Below are 20878 nucleotides of genomic sequence, written 5' to 3'. Positions count from 1 at the left end.
CGCGGGCGCCAGCTCAGTGCGGAGCGACCCGGGTCAGGTAGGTGTGATGGGTCGTGAAGCCGAGCCGCCGGTAGAGCGCGACCGCAGCGGTGTTGCGCTGCTCCACCTGGAGGAAGGCGTGCGTCGCGCCGGCTGAGACGCCCCAGCCGGCCAGCGCCGCGATCACCGCCCGCGCCAGCCCCTGACGGCGCGCCTCCGGCAGCACCTCGATCAGGCTCAGCCCGAGCCAGCGGCCCTGCCCGGTCACCGTGCCCCGGCCGATCGCCACCAGCGTGCCGTCCGCGTACACGTGGGCGAAGCGGACCTGGTCCACGGCGGTGAGCACGTGCCGGGCGGCGTCTGGAAGGCCACCCTTGCGCCCGGCGGCAATCGCCAGCCACGCCGCGGACGGTGCGGCCACCAGCTCGACGCTCGCTCCGGGGGCGGCCGCGCCTACCTCCGCGACCGGCTCGACGGTGGCCTCGGTGGCCACCGATCCAGCTCCGGGCACCGCCGCGCCGGCCCCGGGATCAACCAGCGGGAGCGGTGCGGTCTGCACCAGCACCGGCGGCCGGCTGCCCCAGCCCCGCGCGTCCAGCTCGGCGCCGACCGGCGCGGCGAGCGGCAACGGTGTATTGATCATTGCTGGCTGGCCCTGCTCGGCGTACCAGCGCTCGACCGCGTCCACCGCGGCGAGCAGCGGTCGGTCCGGGTCGCCGATCGGCAGCGCCGAGTTGGCACGCCCGGTCCAGCCGTCGGCGGCCCGCAGCAGCCAGTCACCGAGCCGGCCCCGCGTCGGTGCGGGCCAGGCCTCGTCGGCGGCCCGCTCCAGCGTCACCACGGCAGCCGCGGTCGGCCGACGGGTCGGCGGCACCCGCTTGGCGCGGTGGACCTGCGCCACGGGGACCCGCAGCTGGCCCTGCGCGGTGGCCAGCGTGAGATGAGTCTCGCTCAGCTCGACCAACTCGCCGAGGGCGTCGGTGAAGAGCGGGCGGCCTTCGCGAATCCCCACAATACGGCGGACCACGATTCGGTGTCCCACATCCTGCTGTCGGAGCACGATCGACCCCCTCCCCGGCGAGATACTAGGCTCTTACCGTCGCGGGAGATCGCGGCGTGTCTTGCGGAGGAGAAGACCGGTGACCTACATCATCGCCGAGCCGTGCGTGGATGTGCTCGACAAGGCATGCATCGAGGAGTGCCCGGTCGACTGCATTTACGAGGGCAACCGGATGCTCTACATCCACCCCGACGAGTGCGTCGACTGTGGTGCCTGTGAGCCAGTCTGCCCCGTGGAGGCGATCTTCTACGAGGACGACGTCCCGGAGCAGTGGAAGGACTACACCGGCGCCAACTACGAGTTCTTCGAGGACCTGGGCTCGCCCGGTGGTGCCTCGAAGATCGGCAAGGTGGAGAAGGACGCCACCTTCGTCGCCGCGCAGCCGCCGCGCGGCGAGGGCCACTGAACCGGCCCGCGCCGGTCTCGTCACGGCTGCCCGAGTTCACCTGGGACACCCTGGACGCCGCGGCCACCCTGGCCGCGGCGCATCCGGAGGGCCTGATCAACCTCTCCATGGGCACGCCGGTCGACCCGGTGCCCGAGGTGATCCGCCGGGCGTTGGCTGACGCGTCCGACGCTCCCGGTTACCCGTTGACCGCCGGCACCCCGGCGTTGCGGGCCGCGATCGCGGCGTGGGTGTCCCGGGCCTGTGGCGCAGGGGTCGACGGTCTCGGCGTGTTGCCGACGGTCGGTTCGAAGGAGCTGGTCGCCTGGCTGCCCACCCTGCTCGGCATCGGCCCGGGGGACGTGGTGGTGGTGCCGTCGATCGCGTACCCCACCTACGAGGACGGGGCCCGGCTGGCCGGCGCCACCGTCGTCCGTACCGACTCGCTCACCTCGGTCGGGCCGACCTCGCGGGTCCGGTTGGTCTGGGTCAACTCGCCCAGCAACCCGACCGGCCGGGTGCTGCCCGCGGCGCACCTCCGAAAGGTGGTCGACTGGGCCCGGGAACGCGGCGCCGTGGTCGCCAGCGACGAGTGCTATCTGACGCTCGGCTGGTCGGCCGAGCCGGTCTCGGTGCTGTCCCCGCAGGTCAGCGGCGGCAGCTATGCCGGGCTGCTCGCTGTGCACTCGCTGTCCAAGCGGTCCAACCTCGCCGGCTACCGGGCCGGCTTCGTCGCCGGTGACCCGGCGCTCGTCGCCGAGCTGCTGAAGGTCCGCAAACACGCGGGCATGATCGTGCCCGCGCCGGTGCAGGCGGCGATGGTGGCCGCACTGCACGACGAGCGACACGCCGAGGAGCAGCGGGAGCGCTACCGCGCCCGGCGGGAGGTGCTGACCGCCGCCTTCACCGGTGCCGGGTTCACGGTCGAGCACTCCGAGGCGGGTCTCTACCTCTGGCTCACCCGAGGCGAGGACTGCTGGCAGACGGTCGACTGGTTGGCTCGGCGGGGCATCCTGGTCGCCGCCGGCGTCTTCTACGGCCCCTCCGCCGGGCAGCACGTCCGGGTTGCGCTGACCGAGTCCGACGAGCACGTCGCGGCGGTCGCCGGCCGGCTGCGGGCCTGACCCCGGGCGGCCCGGCGATGACCGACGGTGTGACCGGGCGGTACGCCGGGCTGCGGGCGGCCGTGATCGGCACCGGCCTGATCGGCGGGTCGGTGCTGCTGCGCCTGGCCGAAGCCGGCCTGGACGTGGCCGGATGGGATCCGGACCCGGCGACCCGCGAGCGGGCCCGGGGCCGGGGAGTGGTTGCCCCGGCCACGATGGAGCAGGTCGTGGCCGGCCGGGACGTGGTGTTCCTCTGCGGCCCGTTGCCCACTCTCCCGCACACCCTGGCCCGGGTGGCCGAGCTGACCGCGCCCGGCTGCGTGCTCACCGATGTCGGCAGCACCAAGGTCGAGGTGGCCGAGGCGGCCGATCGACTCGGGCTCGCCGACCGGTTCGTCCCCGGGCACCCGATGGCGGGCGCGGAGTCCGCTGGCCTGACCGCCGCCTCGTCGACACTGCTGGCCGGTGCCGCCTGGGTGCTCTGCCCGGCACCGGGCGCCGCGACGGACGCCTTCCGCTGGCTGACCGGGCTGCTGGTGGAGCTGTTCGGTGCCCGGGTGGTGCCGATGTCGGCGCCGGCACACGACTCGGTGGCCGCGCTCGCCTCGCACGTGCCGCATCTGCTGGCCGGTGCGCTTGCCGGTGCGGCGCAGCGGGCGCCGCTGCGCGACGCGGTCCTGGCGTTGGCGGCGGGCAGCTTCTCCGACGGCACCCGGGTCGCCGGCACCCCGGCGGAGCGGACCGCGAACATGCTGCTCGGCAACCGCGACCGGGTGCTGCACGAGTTGGGTGAGGTCCGCGCGTTTCTGGACGGGTTGGCCGCCGCGCTGCGGGCCGACGACGCACCGGCGCTCATCGCCCGGTACGCGGAGGCCAGGGCGGCCCGCTCGGCGCTGCTGGAGCGGCGGTTCGTCGGTCAGGCCCGGGAGTTCCCAGCGGGCGGCGACCATGACGCGGAGGTGTCCTGGCTGCGCGGGCTGGGCGACGCCGGTGGGCACCTGACGGGGTGTCAGGTCGGCCCGGAGGCGGTCTCCTACACCGCGAGGCTCCCGCTGGCTGACTAGGCTGGGAGGCATGGCGGTGGACAGTCCGGTGGTGCAGGTGCGCGGCGAGGCGTACCGGGAGGTGCCGCCCGAGCTGGCCCGGTTCGCGGTCACCGCGACAGCGCGTGATCGGGACCGGGAGGTCACCCTGACCCGGCTGGCCGAGCGTGCCGCCGCCGTCCGGGTGCTGCTGGACGGCTCCGGGCCGGCGGTGGCGCGTCGGGAGACCGGCGACCTGCGGGTGCGACCGGAGACCCGGCGCTCGGGCGAGCGGGTGGTCGCCTGGCACGGCAGCGTGACCACCACGGTCACGGTCACCGACTTCACCGCCCTCGGCGAGTTGATGCTCCGACTGGCCGACCAGGATCAGGTCGAGGTGGCCGGGCCCTGGTGGGAGCTTCGCCCGGACAGCCCCGCGCACCGCGAGGCGCGACACGCCGCGATCAGCGACGCGCTGCTGCGGGCCCGGGAGTACGCCGAGGCGCTCGGTGCCCAGGTCACCGCTCTGATCGAGTTGGCCGACGCCGGCCCGGCCGACCGGCCGATGTTCGCCCGTGCGGCGTTCGCCGGGGGCGGTGGCGCGGGTGACGGCCCGGCAGAGCTGGAACTGGACCCGCAGCCGCAGGCCGTCCAAGCGGCCGTGCGGGCGCGGTTCACGATCAGCGCTCCGGTCCTCGGCTGATGCCACCGGCCCGGGTGCTGTCCGTCGACGAGCTGGTGCGGCGGGCCCTGGCGCTGGCCGAGGCCGGTCCGCGACAACTGTTGGGCATCGCCGGCGCGCCGGGTGCCGGGAAGTCCACCCTGGCCGAACAGATCGTGGCCGCCGTCGGGCCGACCGCCCGGCTGGTGCCGATGGACGGCTTCCACCTGGCGCAGTCGCAGTTGGTCCGGTTGGGTCGTGCCGAGCGTAAGGGCGCGGTGGACACGTTCGACGCCAACGGCTATGTCTCGCTGCTGCGTCGGGTGCGCCGGCTGGAGCCGACCTCGGTCTATGCGCCGGAGTTCCGGCGGGCCCTGGAGGAGGCGGTGGCCGGGGCGATCGAGGTGCCGCCGTCGGTCCGGCTGGTGGTGACCGAGGGCAACTACCTGTTGTTGCCGGATTTCCCGTGGCAGGAGATTCGGTCGCTGCTGCACGAGGCGTGGTTCCTCGACCTGGACGCCGAGCTGCGTCAACGCCGGCTGACCGCCCGGCACGAGGCCTTCGGGCGGTCGCCGGAGCAGGCACGCGAGTGGGCGCTGGGCAGTGACGAGGCGAACGCGGCCCTCATCACCCCCACCGCCGACCGTGCCGACCTGGTGGTCCGTCTACCCGAGCCGCCGGCGGTCTGAGCGAGACCGCCGGGGCAGCCGGGAACGCGTCACTCCGTGACGCCGCGGTCCTCGCGGGTCATGTCCCCGGTGGTCGGCGTCCCGGCAGCGAGGCCGTACCGTAGGAGCACGGCGCCTTTGCCCGTCGTGACGGGCGGCTCGAGGAGGGTCAGGTTGGCCGGTACCGCGCCGCCGTCGAACACCTTCTTGCCGACACCGAGCACGATGGGGAAGATCCAGAGGTTGAGCCGGTCGAAGAGGCGCTCCCGCAGGAGGGTCTGCACCAGGTTCAGGCTGCCGATCACGTGGACTTTCTCGTGCTTGTCCCGCAGCTCACGCACGGAGCGCACCAGGTCGGGCCCCAGGTGCGTCGAGCCCGCCCAGTCCAGGTCCGGGTTGCCGCGCGAAGCCACGTACTTCGGAATGTTGTTGAACAGGGTGGCGATCCCGCCGTCGACACCGTCGGCCTGCTTCGGCCAGTACGCGGCGAAGATGTCGTAGGTCCGGCGGCCCAGGAGCAGGGCGTCCATGCCCCGCATGCCGTCCATGACCTGTCGACCGCCCGTCTCGTCGAACAGGGGCGCCTGCCATCCCCCGTACGGGAAACCCTCGGGGTCCTCCTCTGGTCCGCCTGGTGCCTGACCGACCAGATCGAGCGTGGCGAACAGGTCGATGTGGATCGTGCCCATGTTGTCCTCCATGTGCGACGGTGCGAACAGGTTCCTCCGGACGCAGGCTAGTCGAGTTCACGGACCGGCCGGGCCGGGTTGCCGACCGCGACGATGTTGGGGGGCAGGTCCCGGGTCACCACCGCGCCCGCGCCGACGACGGTGTTCGCGCCGATCGTCACGCCCGCCAGCACGATCGCGCCACCGCCGAGCCAGGCGTTGTCGCCAATGGTGATCGGCTTGGCCGCCTCCCACTTGTCGCGGCGTGGGTCGGGTTGCACCGGATGCGTCGGGGTGAGCAGTTGGACGTTCGGTCCGATCTGGACGTCCGCGCCGAGGGTGATCGGTGCGACGTCGAGGAAGACCGCGTTGTAGTTGACGAAACTGCGCGGGCCGATCCGGATCTGCCAGCCGTAGTCACAGTAGAACGGCGGTCGGATCCAGGTGTCCTCGCCGAGTTCGCCGAGGAGGTCGCGGAGTGCCGCGAGGCGTGCCTGCGGGTCGGCTGCGGGGCTGGTGTTGAAGCGTTCCATCAGTCGGGCGGCCCGGTCCAGGTCGGCGATGATCTCGGGATCGTCAGCGAGGTACGGCTCGCCGGCGAGCATCCGGTCCTTCATGGAGGTCACCAGGTCGATGATGCCTGCCAATCCGGTGTGGGGTTGGCAGGTCCGTCATATTTTCGACGCCTTCTCTGCATACCCGGTATGCAATACTGACGGCGGTCAATGCACCTCTCACAGGTGTCAACGCTCCACCGAGGAGGATCCGTTGCATAGACGCCGCAGAATGGTCACCGCCGTCACCGCCGCAGCAGCCCTCGTACTGGGCGCTCCGGCAATCGCCGTGGCCAGCCCACCCACCAGCACCGCCCCCGACGTCGCCCCGCGTACCGCGACCGGCGCCGTCACCACGAAGACGGTCACCCTGCTCACCGGTGACCGGGTCACCGTCACCGCGTCCGGGGCCGCCGCCGTCCGTCCCGGCCCCGGCCGCACCCATCTGCGCTTCCTCACCACCCGCGACCGCGGCCAGCTCACCGTGCTGCCGCAGGACGCCCTGCCGCTGGTCCGGTCCGGCCGGGTCGACCGGCGACTGTTCGACGTGACCGGGCTGATCGCCGCCGGTTACGACGACGCCCGACGGGGCCACCTGCCGGTGCTCGTCACCGGCGACGTGGGCGCTCGGCACCGCGCCGCCGTGCCCGGTGGGCTGACCGTCACCGCGCAGTTGCCGGCGATCCGCGGGGTGGCCGCCACGGCCGACAAGCGGCGGGCCACGGCGGTCTGGGCGGCGCTCACCGGCGCCGGAGCCCGGGTCGGCGCGGCGGGGGATGCCGACCGGATCTGGCTCGACGGCCGCAGGCAGCTCACCCTGGACCACAGCGTGCCGCAGATCGGCGCGCCAGCCGCGCACCAGGCGGGTTTCACCGGCCAGGGCGTCCGCGTCGCGGTGCTGGACACCGGCATCGACGTCAACCATCCCGACCTGACCGGCCGGGTCGCCGAGTCGCACAACTTCACCGAAGCCTCCGGGGCCGGTGACACGGTGGGCCACGGCACCCACGTCGCCTCGATCATCGCCGGCAGCGGCGCGGCCTCCGGCGGTAGGTACCGGGGCGTCGCGCCGGACGCCACCCTGCTCAACGGCAAGGTCTGCGAGGAGGGGGGCTGCCCGGAGTCGGCGATCCTGGCCGGTATGCAGTGGGCCGCCGTCGATCAGCACGCCGACGTGATCAATATGAGCCTGGGCGGCGGGGACACGTCCGACGTCGACCCGTTGGAGGCTGCCGTCGAGTCGCTGACCGCGCAGACCGGCGCGCTCTTCGTGATCTCCGCCGGCAACGACGGCACGGACGGCTCGGTCGGCTCACCGGGCAGCGCCGACGCCGCCCTGACCGTGGGCGCCGTGGGCCGCGACGACGCCCTGGCCGACTTCTCCAGCCGTGGCCCCCGCGTGGGCGACGGTGGGCTGAAGCCGGACCTGACCGCGCCCGGGGTGGAGATCGTCGCCGCCCGCGCCGACGGCACGGCGATCGGTACGCCGGTGGGGGAGGGATACGTCGCGCTCTCCGGCACCTCGATGGCCGCACCGCACGTCACCGGCGCGGTGGCGCTGCTCGCCCAGCAGCACACCGGCTGGGCCGCGGCCCAGCTCAAGGCCACCCTGATGGCCTCGGCGAAACCGCACCCGGCGCAGACCGCCTTCCAGCAGGGCGCCGGCCGCGTCGACATGGCCCGGGCGATCACCCAGCAGGTGGTCAGCGACCCGGTCAGCGTCGCCCTCGGGCAGCCGGCCTGGCCGCACGACGACGACACCCCGATCAGCCGGGAGGTCGGTTGGCGCAATGACGGCCCGGCTCCGCTCACCCTGGATCTGACCCTCGAGGTGACCGGCCCGGACGGCCAGCCGGCGCCGGCCGGCATGTTCGCCCTCGGCGCGAGCCAGGTGACCGTGCCCGCAGGGGGCACCGCCGGGACCACCGTCACCGCCGACACCCGGCTCGGAACGGACGGCTACTGGACCGGACGGATCGTGGCCCGTTCCGGGTCGGCGGTGGCGGTCACCCCGGTGGCGGTGAACCGGGAGGTGGAGAGCTACCAGCTCACGGTGCGGCACCTGGATGCCACCGGTGCGGCGGCCGCCGACCACCTCACCGTGCTGATCGACCTGGACACCTTCGCCACCCACGACCTGTACGACCCGGACGGCACCGTCGACACCCGGCTGCCCAAGGCCCGCTACGGACTCGTCAGCCTCCTCTTCGCGGAGGACGGGATCGCCCAACTGGCCCAGCCGGAGCTGGTCCTCGACGGTGACACCACGGTCACCGTCGACGGCCGGAAGGCGCGGCCGGTGCGTACCGCCGTCCCCGAGCCATCGGCCGTGCCGGCGCTGGTGGACATCGGGGCCAACTGGGTTACCGACGAGGGCAACGCCTACGGGTTCGGCGTGCTCGCCCTCGACCTCACCGGGCTGGCCACCGGGCAGATCGGCCGGGCGGTCTCCGGTGAACGGTTCTTCGCCACGATCAGCAGCCAGTGGGCGCAGCCTGAGGTCGCCAACAGCCCCTACCTGTACGCGCTTTCCGAAAAGTTCCCCGGCAGCATGCCGGCGGGCTTCGACAAGACCTACCGCAGCCGAGACCTGGCCAGCGTCACGCACCGGTTCCGGGGCGGCTATCCGGGCCTGGTCGCGGATCGGGTGGTTTTCCCGCACCTCGACCCCGACCTGGGCGGCTGGGCGGTGAATCTGCCCACGGCGGTGCCCGGGCAGCGGGTCGAGCACTACAACACCCGGGGGGTGCGCTGGTCCTCGGAGCTGCTGTTCGGGGTGCCCACCGAGGAAGGGTGGCTCGACGGAAAGGCGGTGCTGATCGCCGAACCGCGGGCGTACCGGGCCGGCCGGCACATCCGGGAGAACTGGAACAGCGCGCCGTACGGGCCGTCGTTCCCGGCGCCGCGCTGGCCCGGCCAGGGGGTCACCCGACTCGGTGACGAGATCCAGGTGGACGTTCCCCTGCACAGCGACGCCGAGGGGCACGCCGGTGGGTCGGTTCCCGATGCCGCCCGGACCGCCCTCTACCGCAACGGCAAGCTGGTCGACGAGTTGCCGGACCCGGGTTACGGGCAGTTCACGGTGCCGCCCGGCAATGCCACCTACCGGCTGGAGGTGTCCTCGACGCGGAGCTTCACCGACCTCAGTACCGAGGTCAGCACGGCATGGACCTTCCGCTCCCGGCACGTCGCCGGGGACGACTACCGCCCGCTGCCGGTGTCGGCCATCCGGTTCGCACCGCCGCTGAGCGCGGACAACGCGGCTGCCGCCGGCCGGAGTCTGGTCATCCCCGTTCAGGTGCAGCGGCAGCCCGGCGCCGCCGGGTCGCGGCTGACGAAGCTGAGCGTGGACATCTCCTACGACGGCGGGCGTAGCTGGCAACCCGCCCGGGTCCGGCACGGCGGGCACGGCTGGACGGCCACCGTCCAGCATCCCGCCGGGCCCGGTTACGCGTCCCTGCGGGCCACCGCCCGGGACGCCGCCGGCAACACGGTGACCGAGCGGATCATCCAGGCGTACCGGTTGCGCTGAGGCGTACCCCGCCGGGTCCGCGGCCGAGCGCCGCGGACCCGGTGGGGCCGTCAGTCGTTGGCGTGCAGGGCGGCGTTCAGCTCGATGCCCCGGCCGGTGCGCGGCCGAGCCTCCAGCGCGCCGGTCACCGAGTTGCGCCAGAACAGCAGCCCGTCGACGCCGGAGAGCTCCCGGGCCTTGACCACCCGGCCGTCCGGCAGGGTGATCTTCGAGGCGGCCGTGATGTAGCAGCCGGCCTCGACCACGCAGTCGTCGCCGAGGGAGATGCCGACACCGGCGTTCGCGCCGATCAGGCTCCGCTCGCCGATGCTCACCTTCTCGGTGCCGCCACCGGAGAGCGTGCCCATGATCGAGGCGCCACCACCGACGTCGGAGCCGTCGCCGACCAGCACGCCCTGCACGATCCGGCCCTCCACCATCGAGGTGCCCACGGTGCCGGCGTTGAAGTTGACGAAGCCCTCGTGCATCACGGTGGTGCCGGCGGCGAGGTGAGCGCCGAGGCGGACCCGATCGGCGTCGGCGATCCGCACACCGGAGGGGACCACGTAGTCGGTCATGCGGGGGAACTTGTCCACCCCGTACACCGCCAGGTGCCGGCCGGCGGCCCGCTCGATCACCCGCAGCTCGTCGACCCGCTCCGGGGGGCACGGCCCGGCGGACGTCCAGGCCACGTTGGCCAGCTTGCCGAAGATGCCGTCGAGGTTGAGCTGGTTGGGCCGGACCAGGCGGTGCGAGAGCAGGTGCAACCGGAGGTACGCGTCGGAGGCGTCCTTGATCGGGTCGTCCAGCGAGCCGATCACGGTGACCACCTGGACGGTACGCAGACCGGGCAGCGACCGGTCACCGAGCGCGGCCGGCGGCAGGTCGAGCACGTCCGCCTTGTCCTCACCGGCGACCAGCGGCAGCTCGCCCAGGCCCAGCTTGCCGGTCGGGTACCAGGTGTCGAGCACCTGCTCGTCTGCGGTGACGGTGGCCAGGCCGATACCCCAGGCGGAATCTGCGGACGTCACTGTTGCACCTCTCGGTCGCGGCCGGGCCGGCCTCGGCTCGCTCCTCACGCTGACAGACCTGAAGGTACCGTGCGAACCATGGAGAACCCGCTGACCCCCGAGGTCCTCGCCGATCCGGTGCAGCTGACCCGCGCTCTGGTCGACATAGAGTCCGTGTCCCTGAACGAGAAGGCGATCGCCGACTGCGTCGAAGAGGTCCTGCGGGGCGTACCGCACCTGACCACCCACCGGCACGGCAACACGGTGATGGCGCGCACCGACCTCGGTCGGTCGCAGCGCGTCGTGTTGGCCGGGCACCTGGACACGGTGCCGCTGAACAACAACTTCCCGTCGACCATGCGCGGCGACCTGATGTACGGCTGTGGCACCTCCGACATGAAGTCCGGTGTCGCGTACGCGCTGCACCTGGCGGTCACGCTGCCCGACCCGCGTTACGACGTGACGTACTTCTTCTACGAGGCCGAGGAGATCGAGTCGCGGTACAACGGGCTCAACCTGGTCGCCCAGGCGTTCCCGGAGTGGCTGGAGGCGGACTTCGCGGTGCTGCTGGAGCCGACGTACGGCATCGTCGAGGCGGGTTGCCAGGGCACCATGCGGGCCATCGTGACGACGACGGGGGAGCGGGCGCACGCCGCACGCTCCTGGCACGGGGTGAACGCGATCCACGCGGCCGGTGAGGTGCTGCGGCGCCTCCAGACGTACGAGGCCCGCCGGGTCACCATCGAGGGGTGCGACTACCGCGAGGGCATGAACGCGGTGCGGATCAACGGTGGCGTCGCCGGCAACGTGATCCCCGATCAGTGCGAGATCGAGGTCAACTACCGGTACGCGCCGGATCGTGACCCGGCGGCGGCGGAGCAGCATCTGCGAGAGGTCTTCGCCGGCTTCGAGGTGGCCGTGACCGACGCGGCTGCCGGTGCACCCCCGGGGCTGGAGGCGGCTCCGGCGAAGGAGTTCGTGGCGGCGGTGGGCGCGGCGCCGATCGGCAAGCTGGGCTGGACGGACGTGGCCCGGTTCGCGGCCATGGGAATCCCGGCGCTGAACTTCGGCCCGGGCGACCCCAACCTCGCCCACCACAGGGACGAGCACGTCGAGATCAGCAAGATCCGCGATGGCGCGGCAACCCTGCACCGCTGGCTGGCCCCAGCCTGACCCACCCACCCACCCACCCACCCAGGCCCGGCCAGGCCCGGGCCTGCTCCCGGTGATCAAGAGGTTTGCGTCAGCCGGGCCCGTTATCGGCGACGCAAACCTCTTGATCAGCTCCGGGTGCGGCGGGGGAGGCGGGTGCGACGGGGGCCAGGGGAACTGGGTCCTGCTGGCGGGTGCGGCGGCGTTCGGCCACCACGTCTCGGATGCGTCGCTGCATCTGGCGACGGATCCGCATCATCTCGTTGTTGCTGATCACGCTGTCTCCTCCCCCGAAGGCGCGCGCCGGGGCATACCCGGTATGTGAATAGTAAGACGTACGGGGGAGCCGGATAGTTGCCCATGATCCCGAACTATTTCTCGGCGTCCGCGCCCCGCCCCAGCAACTGCCGCGTGGAGCACTACGGTTGGCCCATGAGCCAGAGCAACGGGCGGGAGGCCGGTCGCGGTCCGGGACAGGAGCGCCACCGGGGCGCGGTCACGCTGCGCAGAGGGGCGATCCCGAGCAGCACGGCCGACCAGCGCTTGCTGGATTCGCGTGGGCGGGGCGACTGGAAGACGAAGGACGCCTGGCGCGCGTTGCGCATCCTCTCCGAGTTCGTCGAAGGCTTCGACACCCTCGCCGACCTGCCGCCGGCGGTCAGCGTCTTCGGGTCCGCACGCAGCGGGCCGGACAGCGCCGAGTGCCGGCTGGCCGAGCAGGTGGGCGGCGCGCTGGCCCGGGCCGGTTACGCGGTGATCACCGGGGGTGGGCCGGGGGTGATGGAGGCCGCCAACCGCGGCGCCAGCGAGGCCGGCGGGCTCTCCGTCGGGCTCGGCATCGAGCTTCCGTTCGAACAGGGCATCAACGAGTGGGTCGACCTGGCCATCGACTTCCGCTACTTCTTCGCCCGCAAGACCATGTTCGTCAAGTACGCCCAGGCGTTCGTCGTGCTGCCCGGTGGGTTCGGCACCATGGACGAGCTGTTCGAGGCGCTCACTCTGGTGCAGACCGGCAAGGTCACCCGGTTCCCGGTGGTGCTCATGGGTGTCGCCTACTGGCAGGGCCTGCTCGACTGGCTGCGCGACACGATGGCCGCCGACGGCAAGATCGGTCCGGTCGACCTGGAGCTGATCTGTCTCACCGACGACGTCAACGCCGCGGTTCGGCACATCGTCGAGGCGGAGGCCGCACTCTCCGCGGAGCAGGAAGCGGTCCGCGACGAGGCCGTGGCCCGCACCGCGGCCGACCAGCAGTCCGCCGCCGCGCAGGCCGCTGACCAGCCGCGGGAGGATTGATGGCGGCGATCTGCGTCTTCTGCGCCTCCTCCCGTACCCTCGATCAGCGCTGGTTGGAGCTGGCCGCCGAGACCGGTGCGGAGCTGGCCCGGCGCGGGCACACGCTGGTCAGCGGTGGTGGCTGCGTCGGCATGATGGGCGCGCTGGCGGACGGCGCCCGGTCCGCCGGTGGGCGCACCCTGGGGGTGATTCCGCAGGCGTTGGTCGATCTGGAGGTCGCCGACCTGGCCTCGGACGAGCTGCTGGTGACCGACTCGATGGCCAGCCGCAAGACCCTGATGATCGAGAAGTCGGACGCGTTCCTCACCCTGCCCGGCGGGCTGGGCACCCTGGACGAGCTGTTCGAGGTCTGGACCACGGCCACCCTCGCCCTGCACTCCAAGCCGATGGTGCTGATCGACACCGACGGTTTCTACCGTCCTCTGCTGGCTTGGCTCGACGGGCTGGCCGACCAGAACTTCCTCAAGACCGCCGGTCGCGACCTCCTGACGGTGGCCACCTCCGTCCCCGCAGCCCTGGACGCCCTGGAGTCCCACCTAACCTGATCCCCGACCCTCCACCCCATTCGCTCTGTTGATCATGAAGTTGGCGGCGCCACTGTCGGCGTGTCGCGCCGCTAACGTCATGATCGACGCGGGTGAATGGGGTGGATCGGGATGCGGGACTGGTGTCATATGGGCGTGATGGGATGAGCTGATGCAGGCGTACCGGTTGGTGCGGCGGTCCGGGGGGACGGCGCCGGGGGGCGGGGGCACGCCGGCCGGCGGCACCGTGCCCTCCGGCGGCACCGTGCCCTCCGGCGGCACCGTGCCCTCCGGCGGCACCGTGCCCTCCGGCGGCACCGTGCCCTCCGGCGGCACCGTGCCCTCCGGCGGCACCGTGTCCGCCGGCGGCGGGGCGTCCGTGGGTGCTGCCAGACCCGGCGAGGGGACGGGCCCGCGGGTCGATCCGGTGCAGGCCGAGGTGGTCGGGCACACCGACGGGCCGATGCTCGTGCTCGGCGGCCCGGGCACCGGCAAGACCAGCACGCTGGTCGAGGCGGTCGCCGCCCGCGTGGCGGAGGGGGTCGACCCCGAACAGATCCTGGTGCTGACCTTTGGTCGTCGAGGTGCCACCGCGCTGCGCCAGCGCATCGAGGCCCGGGTCGCGCAGGACGGCCACCGGGTGCTGCGCGAGCCGCTGGTACGAACCTTCCCGGCGTACGCGTTCGGGCTGCTCCGCCGTGCCGCCGCCGAACGGGGCGAGCCGTCGCCCCGGCTGCTCACCGGCCCCGAGCAGGATCTGATCATCCGCGAGCTGCTGGACGTGGTGGGCGAGGAGCCCGAGGACGACCCGGTCGGCTGGCCGACGGACCTGCGCCCCGCCCTGCGGACCCGGGCCTTCGCCGGCCAGTTGCGTGACCTGCTCATGCGTGCCGCCGAGCGCGGTGTGGGCCCGGCCGACCTGGCCCGGCTGGGCGAGAAGCTCGGCCGCGCCGACTGGCCGGCCGCCGCTCGTTTCCTGCGGGAGTACGTCGCCGTGCTCGCGCTGCGCGACGTCAGCAACCGGGGCTCCATCGCGTACGACCCGGCCGAGCTGGTCCGGGCCGCCACCGGGCTGCTGCGCGACGACGAGGAGTTGCTCTCCGCCGAGCGCCGCCGGATCGCCCACGTGTACGTCGACGAGCTGGCCGACACCGACCCCGCCCAGTTGGAACTGCTCTCGGTGATCGCTGGCGGAGGGAAGTCGCTTGTCGCGTTCGCCGACCCGGATTCCTCCACGTACGCCTTCCGGGGCGCCGACCCGGCCGGGGTGACCACCTTCCCGCACCGCTTCCGGACCGCCTCCGGAGCGCCGGCCGCACAGGTGCTGCTCACCACGTCGTACCGGGCCGGGCCGGTCGTGCTCGGCGCGATCGCCCGGCTGGGCCGTCGGCTGCGTGGCCCGGCGCTGCACCGCCGGCTGCACCCGCTGCCGGACGCGCCCCCCGGGGTGGTCGAGGTGCACACGTTCCGCTCGGCGACCAGCGAGGCCGCCTGGCTGGCCCACGCGCTGCGCTCGGCGCACCTGCTCGACGGTGTGCCCTGGTCGCGGATGGCGGTGCTGGTGCGGTCCACCGCGTTGCAGTTGCCCACCCTGCGGCGGGCGCTGCACGCGGCCGGCGTACCGACCGTGGTGCACGGCGAGGACCTGCCGCTGCACCTGCAACCGGCGGTCGCGCCGCTGCTGCTCCTGCTGCGCTGCGCACTGGAGCCGGAGCGACTCGACGAGGAGGCGGCCGTCGCGCTGCTGCACTCGCCGCTGGGCGGGGCCGACCCACTGGCCGAGCGGCGGCTACGGCAGGGCCTGCGTGCGATCGCGCTGGCCGGCGGTGACCGACGCCCTTCCGGGGAGCTGATCGTCGAGGCGTTGCGCGATCCGGCGGAGCTGGCCGGCATCGACCGGCGCTGGGCGGAGCCGGCGCAGGCGGTGGCCGGTCTGCTGGCCACCGCACGGGATGCCGCCGCACGGCCGGGTTCGACCGCCGAGGACGTGCTCTGGGCCGTGTGGCACGCCAGCGGCCTGGCCGAGCGCTGGGCGGGCGCGATCAACGAGGGGCGGCCGGCGGCCGGCGAGGGGGACCTGGCCCGGCGGCGGCGGGCCGAGGCGGCCGACCGCGACCTGGACGCCGTGTTGGTGCTCTTCGACGCGGCGGCCCGGTTCACCGACCGGCTGCCCGGTGCCCGCACCGAGGTCTTCCTCGATCACGTGCTCGCCCAGGACCTGCCGGCCGACACCATCGCCCCGACCGCCGACCGGGGCGCGGCCGTGCGCCTGCTCACCGCGCACGCGGCGAAAGGCCTGGAGTGGGACCTGGTCGCGGTGGCCGGCGTGCAGGAGGGCATCTGGCCGGACCTGCGACTGCGCGGCAGCCTGCTCGGCTCGGAGCGACTCGTCGACGTGTTGGCGGGTCGGTCCGTCGGCGGCGCGACAGCGGCGAACGTGGTGGGTCAGACCTCGGCGTTGCTGGACGAGGAACGCCGGCTCTTCCATGTCGCCATCAGCCGGTCCCGGCACCGGCTGCTGGTCAGCGCCGTGGCATCGGCCGCCGTCGGCGGTGACGACCACGAGGAGCAGCCCAGCCGGTTCCTGCACGAGCTGGGCCCGAGCACCCCACCACCGAGCACGCCACTCACCCCGCCCACCCCACCGACACTGCCCGGGCCGCCGCCCGGTCCACGCACCGAACCGTCCTCCGACGGCGGCACCGGGGGCGCTGCCGGGGGCGAGACCGGCGACGAGGAGCCGGACCGTCCCGGGGCGCTGCCGGTGACCCGCCCACCCCGGGCGCTGACCCTGCCGGCGTTGGTCGCGGAACTGCGTACCGCCATCACCGACCCGGCCGCCCCGGCGGCCCGGCGGCGCGCCGCGGCGGCCGAACTGGCCCGGCTCGCCGCCGCCGGGGTGCCCGGTGCGCACCCCGACGACTGGTGGGGGCTGCGCGCGCTCTCCGACGACCGTCCACTGGTCGACGACGGTGAGCCGGTGCGGGTCACCCCGTCGGCGATGGAGAGCGCCCTGCGGTGCAGCCTGCGGTGGCTGCTGGAACGGCACGGCGGCAGCGGCCCGACGAGCACGGCGCAGGGGGTCGGCAACCTGGTGCACGCGGCGGCGATGCTCGCCGAGGACGCCAGCGCCGACCGGGGTGCTCTGCTCGACTACGTGGCCGCCCGGTTCGACGCGATCGAGCTGGCGGCCCGGTGGATGGCCGGGCCGGAGCGGGAGCGCGCCGAGGCGATGGTCGACAAGCTGCTGCGCTGGCTGGCCACCAACCCCCGTCGGCTACTCGCCATCGAGCACGAGTTCGCGGTCCGCCTGGACGACCCGCAGCGGCCAATCGAGCTGGCGGGTCGGGTCGACCGGCTGGAGGTCGACGAGGCCGGGCGGCTCGTGGTGATCGACCTGAAGACCGGCAAGTCCACCGCGGTCACCGGCACCGAGCTGGCCGAGCACCCGCAGCTCGGCGCCTATCAGGCCGCGGTCGAGGCGGGGGCGTTCGCCGAGTTCGGTGACGAGTCCGGAGGTGCCGCGCTGGTGCAGCTCGGCACCTCCGCCAAGGACGCCCGGGAGCAGAATCAGCCGGCGGCCAGCGAGGGTCCGGCGGCCGGTTGGGCGACCGCGCTGGTCCGGCGGACCGCCGATACGATGGCAGCCGCCACGTTCGCCGCGGTGGCCAACTCGAAGTGCCGGGTCTGCCCGGTGCGCACCAGCTGTCCGGTCTCCGGGCAGGGGCGCCAGGTCGTCGAACCGCCGACTGTCCGACGCACCCGTGAGGGCGAGGAGTGAGCTTGCGAGCCCCACAGTCGCGACCTGAGACGACACCGTGAGTCAGCCCACCCTCTTCGGCTCGGGCGGCCCCGCACCGGCGCCCCGGCTGGCCGACTCCGGCCCCCGGTACACGCCGATGGAGCTGGCCAAGCTGCTGCGGTTGCCGGCGCCCACCCGGGAGCAGGCCGCGATCATCGCCGCCCCGGTGGAGCCGCTGCTGGTGGTCGCGGGAGCCGGGTCGGGCAAGACCGAGACGATGGCCGCGCGGGTGGTCTGGCTGGTGGCCAACTCGTACGTGCGCCCCGAGCAGATCCTCGGGCTGACCTTCACCCGTAAGGCGGCCGGCGAGCTGGCCCACCGCGTACGGACCCGGCTCGACCAACTCATCCGCCGCCTCGGCCGGCAGGGACGCGACCCGCTGGACGATCCGCTCGCCGGTGAGCCCACCGTCTCCACCTACCACTCGTACGCGGGGCGGATCGTCACCGAGCACGGGCTGCGGGCCGGCTACGAACCGTCCACCCGGCTGCTCACCGAGGCGTCCCGCTGGCAGTTGGTCGACCTGCTGGTGCGCAACTACGACGGCGACATGTCCGAGGTGGACCGGATGCCCAGCACCATCACCGACGCGGTGCTGGCGCTCGCCGGGGAGCTGGACGAGCACCTCGTCGCACCGGACCAGCTCGCGGCCTGGACGGGGCGGTTCTTCGCCGAGGTGCAGTCCCGGCCGGGTCGGGTGTACGCCGACGTGCGCAAGGCGCTCACCCTGCAGCAGACCCGGCTGCGTCTGCTGCCGCTGGTGCGGGCGTACGCCCGGCGCAAGGAGGACTTCGAGGCGATGGACTTCGCCGACCAGCTCGCCCGGGCGGCCCGGGTGGCCCGGGATCACCCGGGGGTCGGCGAGATCGAGCGGGACCGCTTCCGGGCGGTGCTGCTCGACGAATACCAGGACACCAGCCACGCGCAGGTGGTGCTGCTCAACGCGCTGTTCGGGGGCGGGCACCCGGTGACCGCGGTGGGTGACCCGTGCCAGTCGATCTACGGCTGGCGGGGGGCCAGCGCCGGCACTCTGGACCGGTTCCCCAGCGAGTTCGCCCGCCGCGCCGGCCAGCCGGCCCAGATGCTGGGGCTCACCACGAGCTGGCGCAACCGCCCGGAGATCCTCCGGGTGGCGAACGCCCTGTCGACTCCGCTGCGCGCCGCGGGTGCCCAGGTGCCGGAGTTGCGCTCCGCGCTGACCGTCCGGGACCCGATCCCGCACCGCAGTCCCGGTGGGACGGCCGGCGGCACGGTGCACTGCGCGTTGCTGCCCACGTACGCCGACGAGGCGGACTGGATCGCTGACAGTGTGCTCGCCGCCTGGCGCGGCGCGGCCCGGATGCCCGGCGCTGCCCCCGAACACATCCCGGTGGCGCAGCGCCCGACCACGGCCGTGCTGGTCCGGGTGCGCAGCCAGATTCCGGCGATCGAGTCGGCGCTGCGCGAGCGCGGCCTCCCGGTGGAGGTGGTCGGGCTTGGTGGCCTGCTGGACACCCCCGAGGTACGCGACGTGGTCTGCACGCTGCGGGTGTTGGCCGACCCGACCGACGGTGCGGCGCTGCTGCGGCTGCTCACCGGCGCCCGCTGGCGGATCGGCCCGCGTGACCTGGTGGCGTTGCACCGGCGGGCCCGGGCCATTGCCAACGCCCGGCGACAGGTGGCCGCCGACGACACGTCGGAGATCACGCCCGACCTGCTCGACGAGGCGACCCTGGTGGAGGCGCTGGCCGATCTCGGGCCGGCGCAGGCGTACTCGGCGGAGGGCTTCGCGCGGCTGCGCGCGTACGGCCGGGAGTTGGCGCTGCTGCGCTACCGGCTGGACCAGGCTCTGCCGGACCTGATCGCGGACATCGAGCGGACCATCGGCCTGGACGTGGAGGTCGCGGTGCGGGCCGGCCGGGACGGCGCCGGTGACGCCGGCCTGGCCCGGGGTCACCTGGACGCCCTGGGTGACGTGGCGGCCCGGTTCAGCGGGGAGACCCCCGGCGCGACGCTCTCCGGTTTCCTGTCCTACCTGGCCGCGGCCGAGGACGAGGAGCGCGGTCTGGCACCTGGCGAGGTCGAGGTGGTGGAGGGCGCCGTGCAGGTGGTCACCGCGCACGCAGCCAAGGGCCTGGAGTGGGACGTGGTGGCGGTGGCCGGGCTGAGTCGTGGGCTGTGGCCGGGGCCGGTACGCAACTCCGATCACTGGTTGGGCGGGCTGGGTGTGCTGCCGTTCCCATTGCGCGGCGACGCCGACGGGTTGCCCGAGTTGGCGCTCGACGAGGCGGCGGATCAGCGGGCGGTGGCTCGGGCGGTGACCGACTTCACCGACGCGTGGCGCGCCCACGACGAGCGGGAGGAACGCCGGCTGACGTACGTGGCGGTCACCCGGCCGCGCCGGCTGCTGCTCTGCTCCGGCTACTGGTGGGGGGAGGGCACGAAGCGACCGCGAGGTCCGTCGGTCTTCCTGCGCGAGGTGTACGACGCCTGCCTCGACGGCGGGCCGGGGCATCTGATCGACGCGTGGGCGCCGGAGCCGACCCCGGATGCGACGAACCCGACGGCCGAGGTGGTGCTCCGCGCGGAGTGGCCGGCCGACCCGCTGGGTGGCCGCCGGCCGGCGCTGGCTGAGGCGGCCGGGCTGGTGCGCCGCCTGATGGCGGACGGCCCGGTGGAGGTGGCCATCGCCGGTGGGCCGGAGGTGGACCCGGAGGTGGCGCGCTGGCAGCGCGAGGCGGACCTGCTGCTGGCCGAGCGGGCCGAGCTGACCCGGCTCTCCGGTGCGGTGGAGGTGGCCCTGCCCGGGCAGCTGAGCGTCACCCAGCTGGTCGCGTTGCGGCGCGACCCGGCGGCGTTGGCCCGTGCGCTGCGCCGCCCGGTGCCGACCGAGCCCAACCCGTACGCCCGCCGAGGCACCGCCTTCCACGCCTGGTTGGAGCAGCGCTTCGGAGCTGACCGTCTGCTGGATCTGGACGAGTTGCCCGGTGCGGCCGACGCGGATGCCGCGCCGGACGAGGCGCTGGTCGAGCTGCAGGAGCGTTTCCTGGCCAGCGAGTGGGCCGACCGGTCGCCGGTCGAGGTGGAGGTGCCGTTCGCCACGGTGATCGCCGGAGTCGTGGTGCGGGGGCGGATGGACGCGGTCTTCGCCCGGCCCGGCGGGCGGTTCGACGTGGTCGACTGGAAGACCGGCGCGCAGCCCGGCGGGCCGGCGGCGGAGGTGGCTGCCGTGCAGTTGGCGGTGTACCGGTTGGCCTGGGCGGAGCTGGCCGGCGTGCCGGTCGACCGGGTGGGTGCGGCATTCCACTACGTGCGGCACGGGGTGACGGTCCGGCCCGCCGACCTGCTGGATGTGACGGGGCTCACGGCCATGATCGGTCAGTTGCCCGAGGATTCCGCCCAACATTGACCGCTGCGGGAAAATCCGTGGTAGGTTGACCGGGTTGCAGTTTTGGTTACCAGAGACTCTGTGTGCGCCTGGCGGGATTGTGGCCCCAGGCG

16 protein-coding genes are annotated in these 20878 nt (G+C 73.5%); 11 read left to right on the top strand and 5 right to left on the bottom strand.

Annotated elements, in window-relative coordinates; all coding sequences use genetic code 11:
* Window positions 1-13 precede the first annotated feature (13 nt).
* Window positions 14-1039 carry a GNAT family N-acetyltransferase gene (locus ACQEUX_RS22860; RefSeq protein ID WP_433051890.1) on the bottom strand — a complete coding sequence of 342 codons (1026 nt, stop codon included), beginning with the start codon at window positions 1037-1039 and terminating at the stop codon, window positions 14-16.
* A 79-nt stretch (window positions 1040-1118) separates the two neighbouring features.
* Here ACQEUX_RS22860 and fdxA point away from each other — a divergent pair, with 79 nt between their 5' ends.
* The 5 genes from fdxA to ACQEUX_RS22835 are packed head-to-tail and all read left to right on the top strand — an operon-like array spanning window position 1119 to window position 4902.
* Complete coding sequence (gene fdxA, locus ACQEUX_RS22855) at window positions 1119-1445, top strand: ferredoxin (protein WP_007464872.1); 327 nt, start codon at window positions 1119-1121, stop codon at window positions 1443-1445.
* Window positions 1442-2548: a succinyldiaminopimelate transaminase gene (gene dapC / locus ACQEUX_RS22850; RefSeq protein WP_433057075.1), complete on the top strand. Its 1107-nt coding sequence runs from the start codon at window positions 1442-1444 to the stop codon at window positions 2546-2548. The genes fdxA and dapC overlap by 4 nt, the downstream gene beginning before the upstream one ends.
* Window positions 2549-2565: 17 nt before the next feature.
* Window positions 2566-3594, top strand: coding sequence for a prephenate dehydrogenase (locus ACQEUX_RS22845; protein ID WP_433051886.1), 1029 nt, complete (start codon window positions 2566-2568; stop codon window positions 3592-3594).
* A 10-nt stretch (window positions 3595-3604) separates the two neighbouring features.
* Window positions 3605-4255 carry an SIMPL domain-containing protein gene (locus tag ACQEUX_RS22840; RefSeq protein ID WP_433051883.1) on the top strand — a complete coding sequence of 217 codons (651 nt, stop codon included), beginning with the start codon at window positions 3605-3607 and terminating at the stop codon, window positions 4253-4255.
* Window positions 4255-4902: a nucleoside/nucleotide kinase family protein gene (locus ACQEUX_RS22835; RefSeq protein ID WP_433051880.1), complete on the top strand. Its 648-nt coding sequence runs from the start codon at window positions 4255-4257 to the stop codon at window positions 4900-4902. Before ACQEUX_RS22840 ends, ACQEUX_RS22835 begins: the two co-directional genes overlap by 1 nt.
* A gap of 29 nt (window positions 4903-4931) precedes the next feature.
* Here the strand turns inward: ACQEUX_RS22835 and ACQEUX_RS22830 are convergent, their stop codons facing one another.
* Together ACQEUX_RS22830 and ACQEUX_RS22825 are read right to left on the bottom strand one after the other, a co-directional pair.
* Window positions 4932-5570 carry a dihydrofolate reductase family protein gene (locus ACQEUX_RS22830; protein ID WP_433051877.1) on the bottom strand — a complete coding sequence of 213 codons (639 nt, stop codon included), beginning with the start codon at window positions 5568-5570 and terminating at the stop codon, window positions 4932-4934.
* 47 nt (window positions 5571-5617) lie between these two features.
* Window positions 5618-6175 carry a sugar O-acetyltransferase gene (locus tag ACQEUX_RS22825; protein ID WP_433051874.1) on the bottom strand — a complete coding sequence of 186 codons (558 nt, stop codon included), beginning with the start codon at window positions 6173-6175 and terminating at the stop codon, window positions 5618-5620.
* Between the two features lie 160 nt (window positions 6176-6335).
* On the opposite strand from ACQEUX_RS22825, the gene ACQEUX_RS22820 reads away from it, so the two are divergent.
* Window positions 6336-9635: a S8 family serine peptidase gene (locus ACQEUX_RS22820; RefSeq protein WP_433051871.1), complete on the top strand. Its 3300-nt coding sequence runs from the start codon at window positions 6336-6338 to the stop codon at window positions 9633-9635.
* Window positions 9636-9685: 50 nt separating this feature from the next.
* On the opposite strand, the gene dapD is transcribed toward ACQEUX_RS22820, so the two are convergent.
* Entirely contained in the window at window positions 9686-10645 is a 960-nt protein-coding gene (gene dapD / locus ACQEUX_RS22815; protein ID WP_433051868.1) for a 2,3,4,5-tetrahydropyridine-2,6-dicarboxylate N-succinyltransferase, read from the bottom strand.
* Window positions 10646-10723: 78 nt separating this feature from the next.
* Between dapD and dapE the strand changes: the two genes are divergently transcribed.
* Window positions 10724-11797, top strand: a complete 1074-nt coding sequence (gene dapE, locus ACQEUX_RS22810; protein ID WP_433051865.1) for a succinyl-diaminopimelate desuccinylase — start codon at window positions 10724-10726, stop codon at window positions 11795-11797.
* A gap of 70 nt (window positions 11798-11867) precedes the next feature.
* On the opposite strand, the gene ACQEUX_RS22805 is transcribed toward dapE, so the two are convergent.
* Window positions 11868-12053, bottom strand: coding sequence for a hypothetical protein (locus ACQEUX_RS22805; RefSeq protein ID WP_433051862.1), 186 nt, complete (start codon window positions 12051-12053; stop codon window positions 11868-11870).
* Window positions 12054-12208: 155 nt separating this feature from the next.
* On the opposite strand from ACQEUX_RS22805, the gene ACQEUX_RS22800 reads away from it, so the two are divergent.
* The 4 genes from ACQEUX_RS22800 to ACQEUX_RS22785 all read left to right on the top strand — a co-directional run bounded on the left by ACQEUX_RS22800 (window position 12209) and on the right by ACQEUX_RS22785 (window position 20786).
* Complete coding sequence (locus ACQEUX_RS22800) at window positions 12209-13072, top strand: TIGR00730 family Rossman fold protein (protein WP_433051859.1); 864 nt, start codon at window positions 12209-12211, stop codon at window positions 13070-13072.
* The gene (locus ACQEUX_RS22795) at window positions 13072-13617 is read left to right on the top strand and encodes a TIGR00730 family Rossman fold protein (RefSeq protein WP_433051856.1); all 546 of its coding nucleotides are present in this window, start codon (window positions 13072-13074) and stop codon (window positions 13615-13617) included. The genes ACQEUX_RS22800 and ACQEUX_RS22795 overlap by 1 nt, the downstream gene beginning before the upstream one ends.
* Before the next feature lie 151 nt (window positions 13618-13768).
* Complete coding sequence (locus ACQEUX_RS22790; protein ID WP_433051853.1) at window positions 13769-17377, top strand: ATP-dependent helicase; 3609 nt, start codon at window positions 13769-13771, stop codon at window positions 17375-17377.
* A gap of 37 nt (window positions 17378-17414) precedes the next feature.
* Window positions 17415-20786 (top strand): ATP-dependent helicase, encoded by a 3372-nt coding sequence (locus ACQEUX_RS22785; protein WP_433051850.1) that lies wholly within the window; start codon window positions 17415-17417, stop codon window positions 20784-20786.
* The last annotated feature ends 92 nt before the right edge of the window (window positions 20787-20878 follow it).

Source organism: Micromonospora sp. CA-259024 (assembly GCF_050936255.1).
Classification (GTDB): domain Bacteria; phylum Actinomycetota; class Actinomycetes; order Mycobacteriales; family Micromonosporaceae; genus Micromonospora.
This window is presented reverse-complemented; position numbering and strand designations above follow the sequence as displayed.

Coding starts and splice junctions, on each gene's coding strand:
- ACQEUX_RS22845 (WP_433051886.1), top strand. CDS start 2,566: ATGACCGACGGTGTGACCGGGCGGTACGCCGGGCTGCGGGCGGCCGTG.
- ACQEUX_RS22840 (WP_433051883.1), top strand. CDS start 3,605: ATGGCGGTGGACAGTCCGGTGGTGCAGGTGCGCGGCGAGGCGTACCGG.
- ACQEUX_RS22835 (WP_433051880.1), top strand. CDS start 4,255: ATGCCACCGGCCCGGGTGCTGTCCGTCGACGAGCTGGTGCGGCGGGCC.
- ACQEUX_RS22830 (WP_433051877.1), bottom strand. CDS start 5,570: ATGGGCACGATCCACATCGACCTGTTCGCCACGCTCGATCTGGTCGGT.
- ACQEUX_RS22820 (WP_433051871.1), top strand. CDS start 6,336: ATGGTCACCGCCGTCACCGCCGCAGCAGCCCTCGTACTGGGCGCTCCG.
- dapE (WP_433051865.1), top strand. CDS start 10,724: ATGGAGAACCCGCTGACCCCCGAGGTCCTCGCCGATCCGGTGCAGCTG.
- ACQEUX_RS22800 (WP_433051859.1), top strand. CDS start 12,209: ATGAGCCAGAGCAACGGGCGGGAGGCCGGTCGCGGTCCGGGACAGGAG.
- ACQEUX_RS22795 (WP_433051856.1), top strand. CDS start 13,072: ATGGCGGCGATCTGCGTCTTCTGCGCCTCCTCCCGTACCCTCGATCAG.
- ACQEUX_RS22790 (WP_433051853.1), top strand. CDS start 13,769: ATGCAGGCGTACCGGTTGGTGCGGCGGTCCGGGGGGACGGCGCCGGGG.